We start from the raw sequence: 16,153 nt of genomic DNA, 5'->3' as shown, positions 1-16,153 counted from the left end.
CCGCGTCCTCGCCCGTCATCACGAGGTGGGAAAGACTGCTAAACGCGCGGCATCACTCACCGAGCACCGCGAGCAGGCAGGTTAAACGACAAGCTCAGAGCTTGGAGATGTAGTACATGTTGCCGCCCGGCTGGAGGATGCCGGCCAGGACGGAGGTCTTGATGGTGTGGGTGCCGCCGGTCGGCTTCCACGGGTCGTACACGGTGATGGTGCCCGCCGTCTTGTCGTAACCGTAGGCGATGATGGCGTGGCCGACCCTTGTGCCCTTGATCTTGCCCTTGTTCCAGGGCAGCTGCTCCATCCACACCGCGAGCACCGGCGCCCGGCGCAGGTCTCCGATGTTGCCGGAGACCCGGTTCATGAGCACGACCGCGTTGCCGTCCGCGTCGGTGGGGCTCGTGACCTTGTAGCCGCGCGACTTGAGGTAGGCGTTGACCACCGGCAGGGCGTTCACGCCCTTGGTGCCTGCGGCGGCCGTGGTCTTCATCTTCTTGGCGAGGGTCGACTGGCTGACGTTGACGCCGAAGGTCGACAGGCTCATCGACGACGAGGCGGGGACGCAGAAGTAGTTGGTCTCCTGGCGCTGGCCCTTGAGGTTGAGCTGGTACTTCAGGGGCGTGAAGAGGCCTTTGGGCGTTGCGGCGACGGAGGACGAGGGGGACGGGGACGGGGTGGGAGTAGGGGTGCTGGGGGACGCGTAGGCCGGTGACGCGGTGGTGAAGCCCAGGACGGCCACGGTCACGGCTGCGGTGAGGGCGACGCCGGTCCCCGTTCTACGGTTCTTCACTTGATCACTCCACACATGCGCGGCTGACAATAGTCAGGGACCGTAGTTGATCTGCCAAGAGTGTGCAAATGGTGGCGCATGGTGACATAGGGGCAGACGGGACATTCGCGACACGGCCGAATGCAGAGCGCCTCACGCGAGGCGGCCGGACGCGGAGCGCCTTTCGGGCGACGGCCGGACGCGGAGTGCCTTTCGCAAGACGGAGCCGGACGCGGAGCGCCTTTCGCGAGACGGAGCCGGACGCGGAGCGCCTTTCGCGAGATTTGGCCGGATGCGGACGCCGTTGATCGCCAACCCGGCAATCACAGCAGCCGTCCCACTGATGTCACGTTCCATCTCCAGCCATATGGAGCCCGCAGTGCTCAAGCGTCTCCTCGCCGCGATCGGCGTCGCCGCCGTGGTCCTGCCGTCGGCCGGTACGCCCGCCCAGGCCGCGACCCCGGTCGTTCAGATCGTCAAGGTCTATTACGACTCGCCAGGGTCCGACCGAGGCGGCAACGTCTCGCTCAACGGCGAATACGCGGTGCTCCGCAACATGAGCAGGCGAAGCATCCAGCTCGAGAACTGGATCCTGCGGGACGAGACCGGCTACAAGTACCGATTCCCCAGCTTTGCTCTCAAGCCCGGCAAATCAGTGACCGTACGCTCGGGCCAGGGGACCGACACCTCGACCACCCTGTACTGGGGTCGCAAGTGGTACGTCTGGAACAACGACGGGGACACGGCCGGCCTCTACCGGAGCAGCGACCTCAAGAAGATCGACGGCTGCACCTGGGGACGCGGCGGCATCTCCACCACCTGCCCGTAGGTTTTCACCACGCCGACAGACACGCCCTCCGGTCGGAAGCGGCATCTCCACCACCTGCCAGCAGGTTTCGCCACGCCGACGGACACACCCCTCGGTCAGAAGGCGGACGCGTGGTGCGAGTTAGCCTGACAAGGTGAGCATTACCGCTGGTAGCTACACATTCGGACCCGATTCCGGCCGCCTCCTCATCCACACGACCCGCACCGGACTTGGCGCCAAGGCCGGCCACGATCTCACCATCGAGGTCACGCGCTGGAGCGGCGACGCCACAATCGACACCGCTGCCCCGGCGAACTCCTCGCTGACCGTCGAGGTCGACCCGGGTTCGCTCGAAGTCCGGGCAGGGACCGGCGGCATCAAGCCGCTCACGGACTCCGACCGCGAAGAGATCGAGCGAACCATCCGGGAGAAGATCCTGCACACCGGCCGACATCCGGCGATCACCTTCCGGTCGACACGGGTCGACGGGACCGCGGAGTCGTTCCACATCGAGGGCGACCTCACCATCCTCGGGGTGACCCGGCTGGTGACGGTCCAGGGCATGGTCGCCGATGACCGCGTACGGGGCTCGGCGGCCATCGTGCAGTCCCGGTGGGGGATTCGACCGTATTCTGCGTTCTTCGGCGCGCTCAAGCTGAGCGATGAGGTCGAGGTGCGGTTCGACGTCGGCCTCGCGGCAAAGGACTGAGCTCGGACCGGTCCCATCTCCCGAGCTCACGAACAGGGCCTCGTGGTGGCCTCAGCGCCTCCTTGCCCCTGGCCGTGCTTCTCTCAATGGCTCGCGTGCTCAACGAGTCGGCGAAGCGGGGTTTGGCTGGGGGTTTGGGGGGCCGCGCCCCCCAATGTCACTGCCCGAGCCCTCCGCGCGAAGCGCCCCACCGTGAGGACCGCGCCTTTGGTCCCGGCCTGATCTTCTTGTCGGCGATGGCGTAGAGGGTGTCAGATATCCGGAGGTCCGACCTTCTTGTTACTAGTCGGTACGGTTTGCGAAGAGGTGCAGGTGGCACGTACGAGGTAGCTAGGGCCGGTAGCATGCCTGCGCGATCGAAAGGAGCTCACTCGTGCCATATCGCCTCACGGTGATCGGGACCGGATACCTGGGCATCACCCATGCGGCGTGCATGGCTGATCTCGGATTCGACGTCCTGGGCCTTGATATCGACGCCGACAAGATCCGCAGCCTCAACCAAGGGGAGCTCCCGATCCACGAGCCCGGGCTCGAGCCTGTGCTCCGCCGCGGGCTCGAATCCGGCCGCCTCCGCTTCACCACCTCGTACGAGGAAGCCGCCGCCTTCGGCGACGTGCATTTCGTCTGTGTAGGCACTCCCCAGAAACGCGGCGAATATGCCGCGGACGTCACGTACATGGACAACGCGATCGAGTCCCTTGCCCCGTTCCTCGACCGCCAGTGCCTGGTCGTGGGCAAGTCCACCGTGCCCGTCGGCACCGCCGAGCGGCTCGCGGACAAGCTCACCCGCCTCGCGCCCGCCGGCGGGCAGGCCGAGCTGGCCTGGAACCCCGAGTTCCTGCGGGAGGGGTTCGCGGTTCAGGACACCATGCACCCGGATCGCATCGTGGTCGGCGTTCGCACCGAGCGCGCGGAAAAGGTGCTGCGCGAGGTGTACGAGCCGCTGGGCGAGGTTCCGTTCGTGGTGACCGATTTCGCCACGTCCGAGCTGGTCAAGACGGCCGCGAACGCGTTCCTGGCCACCAAGATCTCGTTCATCAACGCGATGGCCGAAGTCTGCGAGGCCGCGCACGCCGACGTCAAGCAGCTGTCCGAGGCGCTGTCGTACGACGACCGGATCGGCGGACGTTACCTGAACGCGGGCCTCGGGTTCGGCGGCGGCTGCCTGCCCAAGGACATCAGGGCGTTCATGGCGCGGGCCGGGGAGCTGGGAGCGGACCAGGCGCTGACGTTCCTGCGCGAGGTGGACGCCATCAACCTGCGGCGGCGCGCCCGCATGGTCGATCTGGCCAGGGAGCTGGCCGGGGGCTCGTTCCACGGGTGCACCGTGGGCGTGCTGGGCGCCGCGTTCAAGCCGAACTCGGACGACATCCGCGACTCCCCCGCACTGGACGTCGCCGTGACCATCGGCCACCAGGGCGGACAGGTCACCGTGTACGACCCGATCGCGCTCGACAACGCCCGTAAGGCCCACCCCGAGCTGAACTACGGCGAATCAGCCCTGGACGCGGTACGGGGAGCGCACGTGGTGCTGCTGCTCACCGAGTGGCAGGAGTTCGTGGAGCTCGACCCCGAGGAGCTGGGAGCCGTGGTGGCGACCCGGCGCATCGTGGACGGGCGTAATGCCCTGAATGCCGAGACCTGGCGGTCCGCCGGATGGCACTACCGCGCCCTCGGCCGCCCCTGACGGATCAATCCCCCGCCTACGACCTACCCCGGCCCCCGCCCCTGACAGACCTATCCCCCGCCTACGACAGCCCCCGGCCGCCGTAGGCGCACCCCCCATCGACGGCCCTGGGCCACCGTAGGCGCATCCCCCATCACGACCCGCGGCCGCCGTAGGCGGACCAACGTCACAACCCGAGGTTCGCGGCCTCCGCGCGGAGCTTCTCGCCCTTGGCGTACGCCTGCTCCTTCAACCGCACCTGGAACTCCTCCATCCGCTCCCGCAACCCGGGGTCGGACGCGGCGAGGATGCGTACGGCCAGCAGCCCCGCGTTGCGGGCCCCGCCGACCGCCACCGTCGCCACCGGCACCCCGGCGGGCATCTGGACGATCGACAGCAGCGAGTCCATCCCGTCGAGGTACTTCAGCGGCACCGGCACCCCGATCACCGGCAGCGGCGTGACGGAGGCCAGCATGCCGGGCAGGTGCGCGGCTCCCCCGGCCCCGGCGATGATCACCTGGAGGCCCCGGGAGGCGGCCTGGCGGCCGTAGTCGATCATCTCGGTCGGCATGCGGTGCGCCGAGACCACGTCCGCCTCGAAGGGCACGCCGAACTCGGCGACCGCCTCCGCGGCGGCCTTCATGACCGGCCAGTCGGAGTCGCTCCCCATGACGATGCCGATGCTCACGATGCCACCTTCGGCGGCATCGTGAGCATCGGGATGCTTCGCTCTCTCATGTGTACTCCCCGGTGGTGAGGTAGACGGCGGCGTGGCGGGCGCGGGCGCGCACCTCGTCGAGGTTGGAGCCGAGCGCCGTCACATGGCCGATCTTGCGGCCGGGGCGCACCTCTTTGCCGTAGAAGTGCAGCTTGATGCCCGGATCGTGGGCCAGCACGTGCTCGTAGCGCTTGAACAGGTCGGGCTCTTCGCCACCGAGCAGGTTGGCCATGACGACGACCTGGGCGGTCATCTTGGGCGAGCCGAGCGGCAGGTCCAGCACCGCCCTCAGATGCTGCTCGAACTGCGACGTCGTCGAGCCCTCGATGGTCCAGTGACCGCTGTTGTGCGGGCGCATGGCCAGCTCGTTGACCACGAGCCCGTTCGGCGTGTCGAAGAGCTCGACCGCGAGCAGCCCGGTCACGCCGAGCTCGTGGGCGATCTTCAGACCGATGCGCTGCGCCTGCGCGGAGTATTCGGGGTCCAGCCCGGGAGCGGGCGCGATGACCTCCACGCAGATGCCGTCCTGCTGCACGGTCTCCACGACCGGGTAGCTGACGCCCTGCCCGTGCGGCGAGCGGGCGACCAGCACCGCCAGCTCCCGCTCGAACGGCACGAACGCCTCGGCGAGCAGCTCGACCCCGGTCGCGAACGCCTCCGCGACCTCCTCGGCCGACCTGCACACCCACACGCCGCGGCCGTCGTAGCCGCCGCGCACCGACTTCAGGACCATCGGCCAGCCGTGCTGCTCCGCGAAGCGCGTGGCCTCTTCGGGCGACGACACGCGCGCCCACGCCGGGCACGGCACGCCGATCGCGGTCAGCCGCTCGCGCATGACGGCCTTGTCCTGGGCGTGCACGAGGGCGTCGGCCCCGGGGTGCACGGAGTGGCCGGCCTCGGTCAAGGCTCGGATGTGCTCGGTGGGCACGTGTTCGTGGTCGAACGTGATCGCGTCGCAGCCCTTGGCGAACTCGCGCAGATCGTCCAGATCGCGGTAATCTCCGACGCGCGTGTCGACGATCACTCGTGCGGCGCTCTCCTCCGGAGAGTTGGCCAGCACCCGCAGCTCGACGCCGAGCGCGATGGCCGGCGGCTGCGACATCCTGGCCAGCTGGCCTGCGCCGACGATGCCGACGACCGGCCCGATGGGGCTGTAGGAACTCACGCCAGGTGAGCTTACCGGGACGGAACGACTTTCCCGGACTCCCCGGGCTGGGCGGCCGTTCCGGGTCGCCTTCGCAGGCACGACCGCCCAGCGTTCCGCTCCGCCCGCTTATGCCGGGTCGCGGGCGATGTGCAACGCAGCGTAATGCCCAACTGTCGTAAATGCCGGGCATAGGACGATATTTCTAAGTGGTAAGTTCACCAGCCTGACGTCGGGCCTACACGGTGGCCGGTACGCTGAGTTGGGTCAGGCTCGTCGAAGGAAGGGACCGAGCAGAGACGTGGACCTCGCCAAACGCCTCTACGAGCGGTTCTCCTCCCTTGTGTACGAACTGGCCAAGTTCGGCAGCATCGGGGCCGTCGCCTTCCTGATCGACACCGGCCTCCTCAACCTCTGCAACGTGGGCCTGGGCTGGGGCCCGCTGACGTCCAAGGTCGTGGCGACGACGATCTCCACGACCTTCGCCTACATCGGCAACCGCTTCTGGACCTTCCGGCACCGCGACCAGAGCGGGCTGAGGCGCGAATACTTCCTGTTCTTCCTGCTCAACGGCATCGCGCTGCTGTTCGGCATGCTGACGATCGGCTTCACCACCTACACGCTCGACCTGCACGACCCGCTCAGCTTCAACATCGCCAACATCGTGGGCGTGGGGCTCGGCACGCTGTTCCGCTACTGGTCGTACAAGAAGTGGGTGTTCCTGGAGGCCACCGAGCCCATCCCGATGGAGCTGCCCGAGACCGGGGTCAAGCAGGACCGCTGACCACGCGGGTCCTCGCGCCGTCGTCCTCGGCCGGGCGCAGGAAGATGGCGAACGTCGCCGGGCGGCGCCGTACCAGCTCCAGTCTGCCGCCGTCGGCCGCGGCCAGCGCGCGGGCGAGCGTCAGCCCGAGACCGGTGCCTCCGCCGCCGCTGACGTTCCGCTCGAAGATCTTGGGGGCGATCTCGTCGGCGATGCCCGGGCCCTCGTCCGCGACCTCGATCACCACGTAGTTGTCACCGCTGGTCGACGTGACGGTGACGTCGCCGCCGCCGTGGCGCAGGGAGTTCTCCAGCAGCGACGCGATCACCTGGCCGAAGCCGCCGGTGGTGGCCATCGCCTTCAGGCCGCGGGCGCCTTCGAGCCGCAGGGTACGCCCCGCCTCCCGGAACACCGGCTCCCACTCCCTGATCTGCTGGATGATCACGTCGTCGATGGCGACCGGCTCGGCCTGGGCGTGGCGCTGGCGCCGCGCCGCCGCCAGCAGCTCGTCGATCACGGCGGTGAGCCGCTCTGCCTGCACGATCGCCGCCTCGCCCTCCTCCCGTACGACCTCCGGCTCGTCCGCGGCCGACACGATCTCCTCCAGGCGCATGGTGAGACCGGTCAAGGGGGTCCGGAGCTGGTGGGAGGCGTCGGTGGCGAACTCGCGCTCGCGGGTGAGCAGGTCGGAGATGCGGGTCGCGCTGCGGTCGAGCACTTGGGCCACCCGGTCGAGTTCGGGAATGCCGTAGCGGTGTTTGCTCGGCCGGGCGTCTCCGGAGCCCAGCCGCTCGGCGATCTTCGCCAGGTCCTGCAAGGGCAGCGTCAGCCGCCGTGACTGTACGACGGCCAGGCTCACGGCCACCGCCAGGGCGGCGACGGCCAGGGCCACGATGAGCAGGAGCCGGGCCCGTACGTCCTGTTCAACCTGGTCGCGATCGCGACTTATGCGGACATAGACGCCGGTGTTGGTCTGCGCGTCCTCGGTCATCAGGTGACCGGACGGCGGTGCGGTGCCGACCACGGTCACCCGCAAGGGGGTTCCGCGTTCCCAGATCTGGATGTACCTGCCGGGATACTTCTGCTCCAGTTGCTGGGGGTCGAGCGGCGTCTCCTGGACACGGGCGTACTCGACCTCTCCCACGAGGCGCTTGGCCTCCGCCCCGAGCTCCTGAGCCGCCTCGTCGACGATCAGCCGGCTGACGACGACACCCAGGGGGACCCCCAGCAGCAGAACCGCGATGACCGCGACGACCAGGGTTGAGGAGAGCAGTCGGCGGCGCATCTCCTACTCGCGTTCGAACCGGAAGCCGACTCCCCGGACGGTCGTGATGTAACGCGGTTTCGCGGCGTCGTCGCCGAGTTTGCGGCGTAGCCAGGAGATGTGCATGTCGAGGGTCTTGGTCGAACCCCACCAGTTCGTGTCCCAGACCTCGCGCATGATCTGCTCCCTCGTGACCACCTTTCCGGCGTCGCGGACGAGCACACGCAGCAGGTCGAATTCCTTCGTTGTCAGATGCAGCTCCTTTTCCCCCATCCACGCGCGGCGGGAGTCGGCGTCTATACGCACGCCCTGGACGACCGGAGTCTCAGAGGTGCCGCGCCGGAGCAGCGCCCGTACCCGGGCGAGCAGCTCGGCCAGCCTGAACGGCTTCGTCACGTAGTCGTCCGCGCCGGCGTCGAGGCCGACGACGGTGTCCACCTCGTCGACGCGAGCGGTGAGAATCAGGACCGGAGTGCCGTGGCCCTCGGCCCGGATGCGACGAGCCACCTCCAAACCGTCCATTTCGGGCAGTCCAAGGTCAAGAACGATGAGATCGATGCCGCCCGACAGAGCCCTTTCCAGGGCTTGCGGGCCGTCGGGGCTCACCTCGACCTGATAGCCCTCACGGCGCAATGCACGCGCGAGCGGCTCGGAGATCGAGGTGTCATCCTCGGCGAGAAGTACGCAGGTCATGAAGCGATCGTAGGACCTTAAGCGATCGTTTCCCGGGCACAGCGCGCGGTTTGACTCGCAGTTGACCTATCCATTGACCTGGGCAAACACGGCTAAATATCGGTTAGTCGGGATTAAATTACCGCGATTACCGAGAAACTAAAGCAATGGAGTCCCCGGCCCTCTGCCGTCCGGAAGAAATAATGTTGTTAACGTTGTCCCCCGTGACTGATCTGACCCTCTGGTACGACCGGCCGGCCACCGACTGGGAGACGCAGGCGTTACCCATCGGGAACGGCGCGCTCGGGGCGATGGTGTTCGGCGGGACGGACACCGAGCGGCTCCAGTTCAACGAGAAGAGCCTGTGGACGGGCGGCCCGGGATCGCGGGAGGGATACGACTTCGGCGACTGGACCGCTCCCCGGCCGGACGCGCTCGCCGAGGTCCAGGAGGCGCTGGATCGCGACGGGCGGATGGCGCCGGAGGAGGTGGCGGCCGCGCTGGGGCAGCCGAAGTCGGGCTTCGGCGCGTACCAGCCGTTCGGCGACCTCTGGCTGGACCTGGCCGGGCAGCCGGGCTCCCCCGCCGGCTACCGCCGGGAGCTGAGCCTGAGCGAGGCCGTGGCCAGGGTGACGTACACGGCGGACGGGGTGCGGCACTCGCGCGAGTACTTCGCCAGCCACCCCGGGAACGTCATCGCCGGGCGGGTCTCGGCCGATCGGGCGGGCCAGGTGTCGTTCACGCTCCGGGTGTCCTCGCCGCACGAGGACGGGCGGGTCAGCGTCTCGGACGGGCGGCTGACGATCCGCGGGCGGCTCGCGGACAACGGGATGGCGTTCGAGGCCCAGGTACGGGTGGTCACGGAGGGCGGCAGCCGTACGGACGGGATCGACCGGATCACGGTCACCGGGGCCGACAGCGCCGTGTTCGTGCTGTCCGCCGGCACCGACTACGCCCCCGCCCATCCGGACTACCGCGGCGAGGACCCGCACGCCGCCGTCACCGCCGCCGTGGACCAGGCGGCGGCCCAGGGGTACGAGGCCCTGCGCCGCGCCCACCAGGCCGACCACCGGGAGCTGTTCGACCGCGTACGGCTGGACCTCGGCCAGCGGACGCCGCCGGTCCCCACGGACCGGCTCCGGGCGGCCTACACCGGAGGCGCCTCCGCCGACGACCGCGCGCTCGAAGCCCTCTTCTTCTCCTACGGCCGCTATCTGCTGATCGCCTCCTCACGGGCCGGATCGCTGCCCGCGAACCTGCAGGGCGTCTGGAACGACTCCACCACCCCGCCCTGGGCCGGCGACTACCACGTCAACATCAACCTGCAGATGAACTACTGGCTCGCCGACCAGACGAACCTGGCCGAGACGGCGCAGCCGTACGTCGACTATGTCGCGGGCCTGGTGAAGCCGGGTGAGATCACGGCGCGGGAGATGTTCGGGGCGCGCGGGTGGCTGGTGCACAACGAGACGAACCCGTTCGGCTTCACCGGCGTGCACGACTGGGCCACGTCGTTCTGGTTCCCGGAGGCCGGGGCCTGGCTCACGCAGCAGCTCTACGACCGCTATCGCTTCAGCGCGGACGCGGGATATCTCCGCGAGACCGCCTATCCGGTGATGAAGGGGGCGGCCGAGTTCTGGCTGGACACCCTGCGTACCGACCCCCGTGACAGGACGCTGGTCGTCTCGCCCAGTTACTCCCCCGAGCACGGGGACTTCTCGGCCGGGGCGTCGATGTCCCAGCAGATCGTCCGGGACCTGTTCACGAACGTGGCGGAGGCCGCGGACGTCCTGGGGGACGCCGAGTTCGGCGGGCGGGTACGCGACGCGCTGGCGAAGCTGGACCCGGGGCTGCGGATCGGGTCCTGGGGGCAGCTCCAGGAGTGGAAGGCCGACCGGGACGACCCGGAGAACACGCATCGGCACGTGTCCCACCTGTTCGGCCTGCATCCCGGCCGGCAGATCGCCGCGGGCAGCCGCGAGGGCGAGGCGGCCAAGGTGTCGCTGACCGCCCGCGGGGACGGCGGCACCGGGTGGAGCAAGGCTTGGAAGATCAACTTCTGGGCGCGGCTGCTCGACGGGGACCACGCGCACCGGATGCTGAGCGAGCAGTTGAGGACGTCCACGCTGGACAACCTGTGGGACACGCACCCGCCGTTCCAGATCGACGGAAATTTCGGGGCCTCCGCCGGTATGGCGGAAATGCTGGTGCAGAGCCAGCACGGCGAGATCCACGTACTGCCCGCTCTGCCCTCCGCCTGGCCCACGGGGTCGGTGCGCGGGCTGCGCGCCCGGGGCGACGTGACGGTGGACGTCTCCTGGCGGGACGGCGCCGCCGAGCGGATCACGCTGCACGTGGGGCGCTCGGGCCCGATCACGGTACGGACGGACCTGGCCGGACGCTGCCGGGTGTCCGGCGACGCGCGGCGCTCCGGGGACACGCTGAGCTGGGACGCCCAGGCCGGGACGGCCTACACCATCCTGGGGAGCTAGAGCCGGCTCGTATCCTGGGCGGCATGTCATCGGAGATCAGCATCGGCCGGCTCGCCGAACTCACCGGGCTGAGCGTGCACACGCTGCGCTTCTACGAGCGTGAGGGCCTCCTGCTCAACCCCGTACGCCGCGGGCCGGGCGGGCGGCGGATCTACAGCAACGCGGACGCGCACTGGCTGACCACGTGCATCATCCTGCGCGCCTCGGGGATGCCGTTGCCCGCCATCCGGGAGTACACCGACCTCGTCAGGAACGGGACCGGGAACGAGGCGGAACGCCTCACGATCATGCTGGAGCACCGGGAGCGCGTGCTGCGCCAGATGAGCGATCTCAACCGCTGCCTGGACCTCATCACCTACAAGGTCGGCGTGTACGAGGACGTCATCTCCGAGACCACCGTCGCCGACTGCTCACCCCAGGGCTGATCCCATAAGGGATCCGATCACAACAAAACGGGAATCGCGCGCGTCTCAGTGATCAATACCTCAACGGAAAGGGTCACTGACGTGGACGCCATCCCCACCAGATTGTTCGCCGTCGCCGCCACCGCCGCCCTGGCGCTGTCCCTGGCCGCCGCTCCCGCCTCGGCGGGGGCCAGCGGGCGGCTGATGAACGGCGCCACCGACCTCTGCCTGGCCGTGGGCAAGAGCGAGGTCAAGGCCGGCAAGAAGGTCATCCAGTGGACCTGCTCCGACAACAAGGACCAGCAGTGGATCTACAAGGGGCGCAAGCTCGTCAACGCCAAGACCGGCATGTGCCTGGCGATCGCGCGCGGCTCCCAGGTCAAGGGCAAGTACGCGATCCAGTGGCCGTGCACGGACGGCGGGATCGAGCAGGAGTGGATCTACGACGACATGCAGCGACTGCGCAACCGGGCCAGCGGCCTGTGCCTGGCGGTCGGCAAGGGCGAGCGCAAGAAGGGTAAGTGGATCATCCAGTGGACGTGCAGGGACACGGGAGAGCAGGCGTGGCTCTGGAGGTAAAGGGAAGGCGCCCCGTCCGGGGACGGGGCGCCTTCGGTGCCACAGAGCCGCTACTGAGCCGCTCAGTCGTCGGACGAGGGCGGTTCGGCGTAGCGGGCCAGGTAGAGCTGCTCGCCCAGGCTGCGGATGAGGCTGAGCTCCGTCTCCAGATAGTCGATGTGCTGCTCCTCGTCCTCCAGGATCTCCTCGAAGATCCGGGCCGAGGTGACGTCGCCCTTCTCGCGCATGAGCGCGATCGCCGGGCGCAGGCGCTGCACGACTGAGAGCTCGACCTCGAGGTCCGCCCTGAGCTGCTCCTCCACGGTCTGGCCGATGTGCAGGGTGCCCAGGCGTTGATAGTTGGGCAGGCCCTCCAGGAAGAGGATGCGATCGGTCAGACGCTCCGCGTGGCGCATCTCGTCGATCGACTCCGCACGGGTGTGCTCGGCGAGTTTCGTGTAGCCCCAGTTCTCCTGCATCTTGGCGTGCAGGAAATACTGGTTGATGGCGGTGAGCTCGGCGGTCAGCTGCTCGTTGAGCAGCTCGATGATCTGCTTGTCGCCCTGCATGAAACGGGCCCCTCGCTATGCGGTCGTCAGTTCTTCAGACCGTTTCAGGATTGCACAGATCTTCCGTACACATCGGGCACAGTCACCACCGGCACCAGTGGTGTCGCGAATCTGCTTCGCGCTCTTGGCCCCGGAGGCGATGCAGTCGTGCACCTCGTTTTCGGTCACAGCACGACAAATGCACACGTACATCCGGGGACAGGCCTCTCGCGAGCGAAGTGGGGGCACCTTTAGGTAAGGCACACCTAAGCTACCTCACTTCGGTAAGGCTTGCCTATGTTAGGTCGGCCACATCACGCTATCCACCACCTGTTCATGGCCTCCACTCCGTGGAGGCGGCTCGTTCGCCCTCGATGCCGTCGCCTTCCCCCGTCGCTCTGGTCGCTACGCTCCCGCCGCTCCTCCTCCAGGCGACGGCGCTCACTCGCTCCATTCGTCCAGGTGGGGCGCCTCCGCACCGATCGTGGTCGAGTCGCCGTGTCCCGTGTGCACGACGGTCTCCGGCGGCAGGGTCAGCAGCCGATCCCTGATCGAGTCGATGATCGTGTCGAACGAGCTGTAGGACCGGCCGGTCGCCCCCGGGCCGCCCTTGAAGAGCGTGTCGCCGCTGAACAGGGCGCCGAGGTCGGGGGCGTACAGGCAGACCGCGCCGGGCGCGTGGCCAGGGGTGTGGACGACCTCCAGCGCGATGCCGCCGACCTCGATCTTCTCGCCGTCGGCCAGCGGCTCGTACGACGCCGCGGCCCCGTACTGCTGCTCCCACAGCACCTGGTCGGCGGGGTGCAGCCGGATGGGCGCCCCGGTGCGGTCGGCGAGGGGCTTGGCGGCGTTGATGTGGTCGTTGTGCGCGTGCGTGCAGACGATGGCCTTGACCGTGCGCCCGCCCACCCGCTCGGCGATCGTGGCGGCGTCGTGGGCGGCGTCGATGACGACGACCTCGCGGGCGTCGCCGACCAGCCACACGTTGTTGTCGACGTCCCAGGTGCCGCCGTCCAGCGAGAACGTGCCCGAGGTGATGACCCTGTCGATCATCTAGAACGTCACCACCGAACGCAGCACCTCGCCGCGGTGCATCTTCGCGAACGCCTCCTCGACCTGCCCGATCCCGATCGTCTCCGAGACGAACTTGTCGAGCGGCAGCCGGTTCTGCAGGAACAGGTCGATGAGCATCGGGAAGTCGCGCGAGGGCAGGCAATCGCCGTACCAGGAGGACTTCAGCGCGCCGCCGCGCCCGAAGACGTCGAGGAACGGCAGCTCCAGCGTCATGTCCGGCGTGGGGACGCCGACCAGCACGACCGTGCCGGCCAGGTCGCGGGCGTAGAAGGCCTGCTTGTACGTCTCGGGGCGGCCCACCGCCTCGATGACCACGTCGGCGCCGAAGCCGCCGGTCAGGTCGCGGATCGCCTCGACCGGGTCGCTCTCGCGGGAGTTGACGGTGTGGGTGGCGCCGAAGTCGCGCGCCCAGCCCAGCTTGCGGTCGTCCACGTCGACGGCGATGACCTTCGCGGCCCCCGCCAGCGAGGCGCCCAGGATCGCGGCGTCGCCGACGCCGCCGCAGCCGATGACGGCGACCGAGTCGCCGCGCGCCACGCCGCCGGTGTTGATCGCGGCGCCGATACCCGCCATGACGCCGCAGCCCAGCAGGCCCGCGACCTGCGCGGGCGCCTCGGCGGAGACCTTGGTGCACTGGCCCGCGGCGACCAGCGTCTTCTCCAGGAACGCGCCGATGCCCAGCGCGGGCGACAGCACCGTGCCGTCCTTGAGCGTCATCTTCTGCGTGGCGTTGTGGGTGGCGAAGCAGTACCACGGGCGGCCGCGCAGGCACGCGCGGCACTGGCCGCACACCGCGCGCCAGTTGAGGATCACGAAGTCGCCGGGCTCGACCTCGGTGACACCCGGGCCGACCGCCTCCACGACGCCCGCGGCCTCGTGGCCGAGCAGGAACGGGAAGTCGTCGTTGATCCCGCCCTCGCGATAGTGCAGGTCAGTGTGGCAGACCCCGCAGGCCTGCACGTTGACGACCGCCTCGCCGGGACCTGGGTCCGGCACCACGACCGTCTCGAGCGAAACTTCCTGACCCTTGGCCCGGGCGACGACGCCCTGCACTTCGTACGGCATGCCAGCCATCTTGTGTCAGGAGGATGATCTCCGCAAGAGATAGGGCTGGACCACGCCGAGCCCTCTCGCGGGCCGGCGCCTGATCTTGTGCAGATCGAACCCCTCCAGCCCTTCGGCCAGCGCGGAATCGACCAGGATCGTGCCCGGCCGGGCGATGGCGGTGAGCCGGGCGGCCAGGTTGACGGTGGTGCCGAAGACGTCGCCCATGGTGGGCAGGACCGGCCCGTACGCCAGGCCGACGCGCAGCTCGACACCCGACTCGACCAGGTCGAGCGCGATCCCCGCGGCCTGGGCCGGGCTCGGGGCGGTGAACAGCACCTCGTCGCCCAGCGTCTTGACCAGCCGGGCGCCGTGGGAGGCCACCACGTCGGAGGCCCGCGCCTCGAACCCCTCGACCAGCTCGGCCAGCTCCTTCTCGTCGAGCTCGCGGCTGCGCCTGGTGAACGAGACCAGGTCCGCGAACCCCACCGCCATCGCCACCCGGGTCGGCACCAGCTCGTCGCTGCCGTCGGCGATGGCCAGCAGCCGGGTGCCGGCGGCGGCGAGCTGGGCCCGCCAGACGTGGACCAGCACCTGCTCGAAGTCGGGCATCAGCTCCTGCGCCGCCCCGAGCACCTTGGCCAGGTCGTCCTCCGAGGGCTCCGGCGGCAGCATCGCGCCGATCATGATCTCGGCCTGCCACTGCGCCAGCCTGGCCGTGGTCTGGCCGAGCGCGCGGGCCATGCGGATGACGGTCTGCTCGTCGAGCAGGCCACCGTCGAGCATCCCGCGCACCCGGCGCAACGCCGCCACGTCGGCGTCGGTGAACGCCACGGCGCCGTCGGCCCGCTGCGCGAACCCGAGCGCTCGCCAGATGCGCTCGGCCAGCTCCTGCGACACCCCGGCCTTGGCCGTGACCTGCTCTTTCGTGAAGCGGGCCGGCGAGCCGACGAGCAGGCGTTCGATCTCTTCGGCGGTCGGCCGGCTGGGGGGACGGCTCACGCGGTCACTGGCCGTCGATCTCGCCGTCGGAGGCGTCCTCGACGAGCCTGAACAGGTCGGTGCGGACGTCCTGGATCTTGGGGATGTCACGCAGCACGATCTCGCCCCGGTCCCCCGCGGACTCGACGGTCAGCGTGCCGCAGCCGAGCAGGCGCTCGAAGAACGTCTGGTCGGAGCTGACCGTGTTGACCTTGGTGATCGGGATCTCGTCGGTCGACTTGTTGAGCACGCCGGTGCTGATCGTGAAGCGGTGGGTGGTGAGCACGTAGCCGGTGTTGACCCACCGCAGGTAGGGGACGAGCGACCAGATCGTCAGCAGGATGAGGCCGATGACGACGACGGCGATCCTGGCGTAGAACGCGTACTCCCAGCCGCCGGGGATTAAGAACATCGCCGCGCCCGCGGCCGCGACGACGAGAACCAGCGCGAGGAAGGGGAGCACGAGTCGCTTCCAATGGGGATGGAAGGACCGGATGCGCCGCTCACCCTGCGTCAGATGATGGTCGGGAAGGGTCATGGCC

Annotated in this window: 18 protein-coding genes; 7 read left to right on the top strand and 11 right to left on the bottom strand. The window is 68.9% G+C overall.

The features are described 5' to 3' along the window. Window positions 1–94: 94 nt before the first annotated feature. A complete protein-coding gene (locus ACIHFD_RS38900) occupies window positions 95–787 on the bottom strand; it encodes a C39 family peptidase (protein WP_350728344.1) in 693 nt (230 codons plus the stop codon). Window positions 788–1,145: 358 nt separating this feature from the next. On the opposite strand from ACIHFD_RS38900, the gene ACIHFD_RS38895 reads away from it, so the two are divergent. The 3 genes from ACIHFD_RS38895 (at window position 1,146) to ACIHFD_RS38885 (ending at window position 3,970) form a co-directional block, all read left to right on the top strand. Next, a complete protein-coding gene (locus tag ACIHFD_RS38895; protein ID WP_397371233.1) occupies window positions 1,146–1,595 on the top strand; it encodes a lamin tail domain-containing protein in 450 nt (149 codons plus the stop codon). Window positions 1,596–1,728: 133 nt separating this feature from the next. Then, window positions 1,729–2,283 carry a YceI family protein gene (locus ACIHFD_RS38890; protein ID WP_397371232.1) on the top strand — a complete coding sequence of 185 codons (555 nt, stop codon included), beginning with the start codon at window positions 1,729–1,731 and terminating at the stop codon, window positions 2,281–2,283. A gap of 373 nt (window positions 2,284–2,656) precedes the next feature. Next, entirely contained in the window at window positions 2,657–3,970 is a 1,314-nt protein-coding gene (locus tag ACIHFD_RS38885; RefSeq protein ID WP_397371231.1) for a UDP-glucose dehydrogenase family protein, read from the top strand. Between the two features lie 166 nt (window positions 3,971–4,136). Here the strand turns inward: ACIHFD_RS38885 and purE are convergent, their stop codons facing one another. Beyond that, window positions 4,137–4,619, bottom strand: a complete 483-nt coding sequence (gene purE / locus ACIHFD_RS38880) for a 5-(carboxyamino)imidazole ribonucleotide mutase (protein ID WP_397371238.1) — start codon at window positions 4,617–4,619, stop codon at window positions 4,137–4,139. A 64-nt stretch (window positions 4,620–4,683) separates the two neighbouring features. Next, entirely contained in the window at window positions 4,684–5,832 is a 1,149-nt protein-coding gene (locus ACIHFD_RS38875; protein WP_350728339.1) for a 5-(carboxyamino)imidazole ribonucleotide synthase, read from the bottom strand. Between the two features lie 280 nt (window positions 5,833–6,112). Between ACIHFD_RS38875 and ACIHFD_RS38870 the strand changes: the two genes are divergently transcribed. Then, window positions 6,113–6,595 carry a GtrA family protein gene (locus ACIHFD_RS38870; protein ID WP_397371230.1) on the top strand — a complete coding sequence of 161 codons (483 nt, stop codon included), beginning with the start codon at window positions 6,113–6,115 and terminating at the stop codon, window positions 6,593–6,595. Here ACIHFD_RS38870 and ACIHFD_RS38865 read toward each other — a convergent pair. After that, complete coding sequence (locus ACIHFD_RS38865) at window positions 6,579–7,859, bottom strand: ATP-binding protein (RefSeq protein ID WP_192790161.1); 1,281 nt, start codon at window positions 7,857–7,859, stop codon at window positions 6,579–6,581. The genes ACIHFD_RS38870 and ACIHFD_RS38865 overlap by 17 nt on opposite strands. A 3-nt stretch (window positions 7,860–7,862) precedes the next feature. Further along, the gene (locus tag ACIHFD_RS38860) at window positions 7,863–8,531 is read right to left on the bottom strand and encodes a response regulator transcription factor (RefSeq protein ID WP_043620820.1); all 669 of its coding nucleotides are present in this window, start codon (window positions 8,529–8,531) and stop codon (window positions 7,863–7,865) included. Window positions 8,532–8,734: 203 nt separating this feature from the next. Here ACIHFD_RS38860 and ACIHFD_RS38855 point away from each other — a divergent pair, with 203 nt between their 5' ends. From ACIHFD_RS38855 to ACIHFD_RS38845, 3 genes are all read left to right on the top strand, one after another. Further along, window positions 8,735–11,002: a glycosyl hydrolase family 95 catalytic domain-containing protein gene (locus ACIHFD_RS38855; protein WP_397371229.1), complete on the top strand. Its 2,268-nt coding sequence runs from the start codon at window positions 8,735–8,737 to the stop codon at window positions 11,000–11,002. Window positions 11,003–11,025: 23 nt separating this feature from the next. Further along, window positions 11,026–11,427, top strand: coding sequence for a MerR family transcriptional regulator (locus ACIHFD_RS38850; RefSeq protein WP_397371228.1), 402 nt, complete (start codon window positions 11,026–11,028; stop codon window positions 11,425–11,427). A gap of 81 nt (window positions 11,428–11,508) precedes the next feature. Continuing rightward, a complete protein-coding gene (locus ACIHFD_RS38845) occupies window positions 11,509–11,985 on the top strand; it encodes an RICIN domain-containing protein (RefSeq protein ID WP_397371227.1) in 477 nt (158 codons plus the stop codon). 62 nt (window positions 11,986–12,047) lie between these two features. Here ACIHFD_RS38845 and bfr read toward each other — a convergent pair whose 3' ends face one another. From bfr to ACIHFD_RS38815, 6 genes are all read right to left on the bottom strand, one after another. Beyond that, window positions 12,048–12,533: a bacterioferritin gene (gene bfr, locus ACIHFD_RS38840; protein WP_397371226.1), complete on the bottom strand. Its 486-nt coding sequence runs from the start codon at window positions 12,531–12,533 to the stop codon at window positions 12,048–12,050. A 15-nt stretch (window positions 12,534–12,548) separates the two neighbouring features. Next, complete coding sequence (locus tag ACIHFD_RS38835; RefSeq protein WP_138669932.1) at window positions 12,549–12,725, bottom strand: bacterioferritin-associated ferredoxin; 177 nt, start codon at window positions 12,723–12,725, stop codon at window positions 12,549–12,551. Window positions 12,726–12,953: 228 nt separating this feature from the next. Next, on the bottom strand, window positions 12,954–13,565 hold the full coding sequence (locus tag ACIHFD_RS38830) for an MBL fold metallo-hydrolase (RefSeq protein ID WP_397371225.1): 612 nt from the start codon (window positions 13,563–13,565) through the stop codon (window positions 12,954–12,956). Further along, window positions 13,566–14,651, bottom strand: coding sequence for an S-(hydroxymethyl)mycothiol dehydrogenase (locus tag ACIHFD_RS38825; protein WP_350728332.1), 1,086 nt, complete (start codon window positions 14,649–14,651; stop codon window positions 13,566–13,568). Window positions 14,652–14,666: 15 nt separating this feature from the next. After that, window positions 14,667–15,632 carry an adenylate/guanylate cyclase domain-containing protein gene (locus ACIHFD_RS38820; RefSeq protein ID WP_397371224.1) on the bottom strand — a complete coding sequence of 322 codons (966 nt, stop codon included), beginning with the start codon at window positions 15,630–15,632 and terminating at the stop codon, window positions 14,667–14,669. A gap of 4 nt (window positions 15,633–15,636) precedes the next feature. Continuing rightward, window positions 15,637–16,149 carry a PH domain-containing protein gene (locus tag ACIHFD_RS38815; protein WP_397371223.1) on the bottom strand — a complete coding sequence of 171 codons (513 nt, stop codon included), beginning with the start codon at window positions 16,147–16,149 and terminating at the stop codon, window positions 15,637–15,639. Between the last annotated feature and the right edge of the window lie 4 nt (window positions 16,150–16,153).

It is taken from the genome of Nonomuraea sp. NPDC051941, assembly GCF_044593615.1.
The sequence above is the reverse complement of the archived record's forward strand: the minus strand, read 5'-3'. Positions and strand labels throughout refer to the sequence as shown.

Coding starts and splice junctions, on each gene's coding strand:
- ACIHFD_RS38860 (WP_043620820.1), bottom strand. CDS start 8,531: ATGACCTGCGTACTTCTCGCCGAGGATGACACCTCGATCTCCGAGCCG.
- purE (WP_397371238.1), bottom strand. CDS start 4,619: ATGGGGAGCGACTCCGACTGGCCGGTCATGAAGGCCGCCGCGGAGGCG.
- bfr (WP_397371226.1), bottom strand. CDS start 12,533: ATGCAGGGCGACAAGCAGATCATCGAGCTGCTCAACGAGCAGCTGACC.
- ACIHFD_RS38815 (WP_397371223.1), bottom strand. CDS start 16,149: ATGACCCTTCCCGACCATCATCTGACGCAGGGTGAGCGGCGCATCCGG.
- ACIHFD_RS38865 (WP_192790161.1), bottom strand. CDS start 7,859: ATGCGCCGCCGACTGCTCTCCTCAACCCTGGTCGTCGCGGTCATCGCG.
- ACIHFD_RS38850 (WP_397371228.1), top strand. CDS start 11,026: ATGTCATCGGAGATCAGCATCGGCCGGCTCGCCGAACTCACCGGGCTG.
- ACIHFD_RS38835 (WP_138669932.1), bottom strand. CDS start 12,725: ATGTACGTGTGCATTTGTCGTGCTGTGACCGAAAACGAGGTGCACGAC.
- ACIHFD_RS38830 (WP_397371225.1), bottom strand. CDS start 13,565: ATGATCGACAGGGTCATCACCTCGGGCACGTTCTCGCTGGACGGCGGC.
- ACIHFD_RS38825 (WP_350728332.1), bottom strand. CDS start 14,651: ATGCCGTACGAAGTGCAGGGCGTCGTCGCCCGGGCCAAGGGTCAGGAA.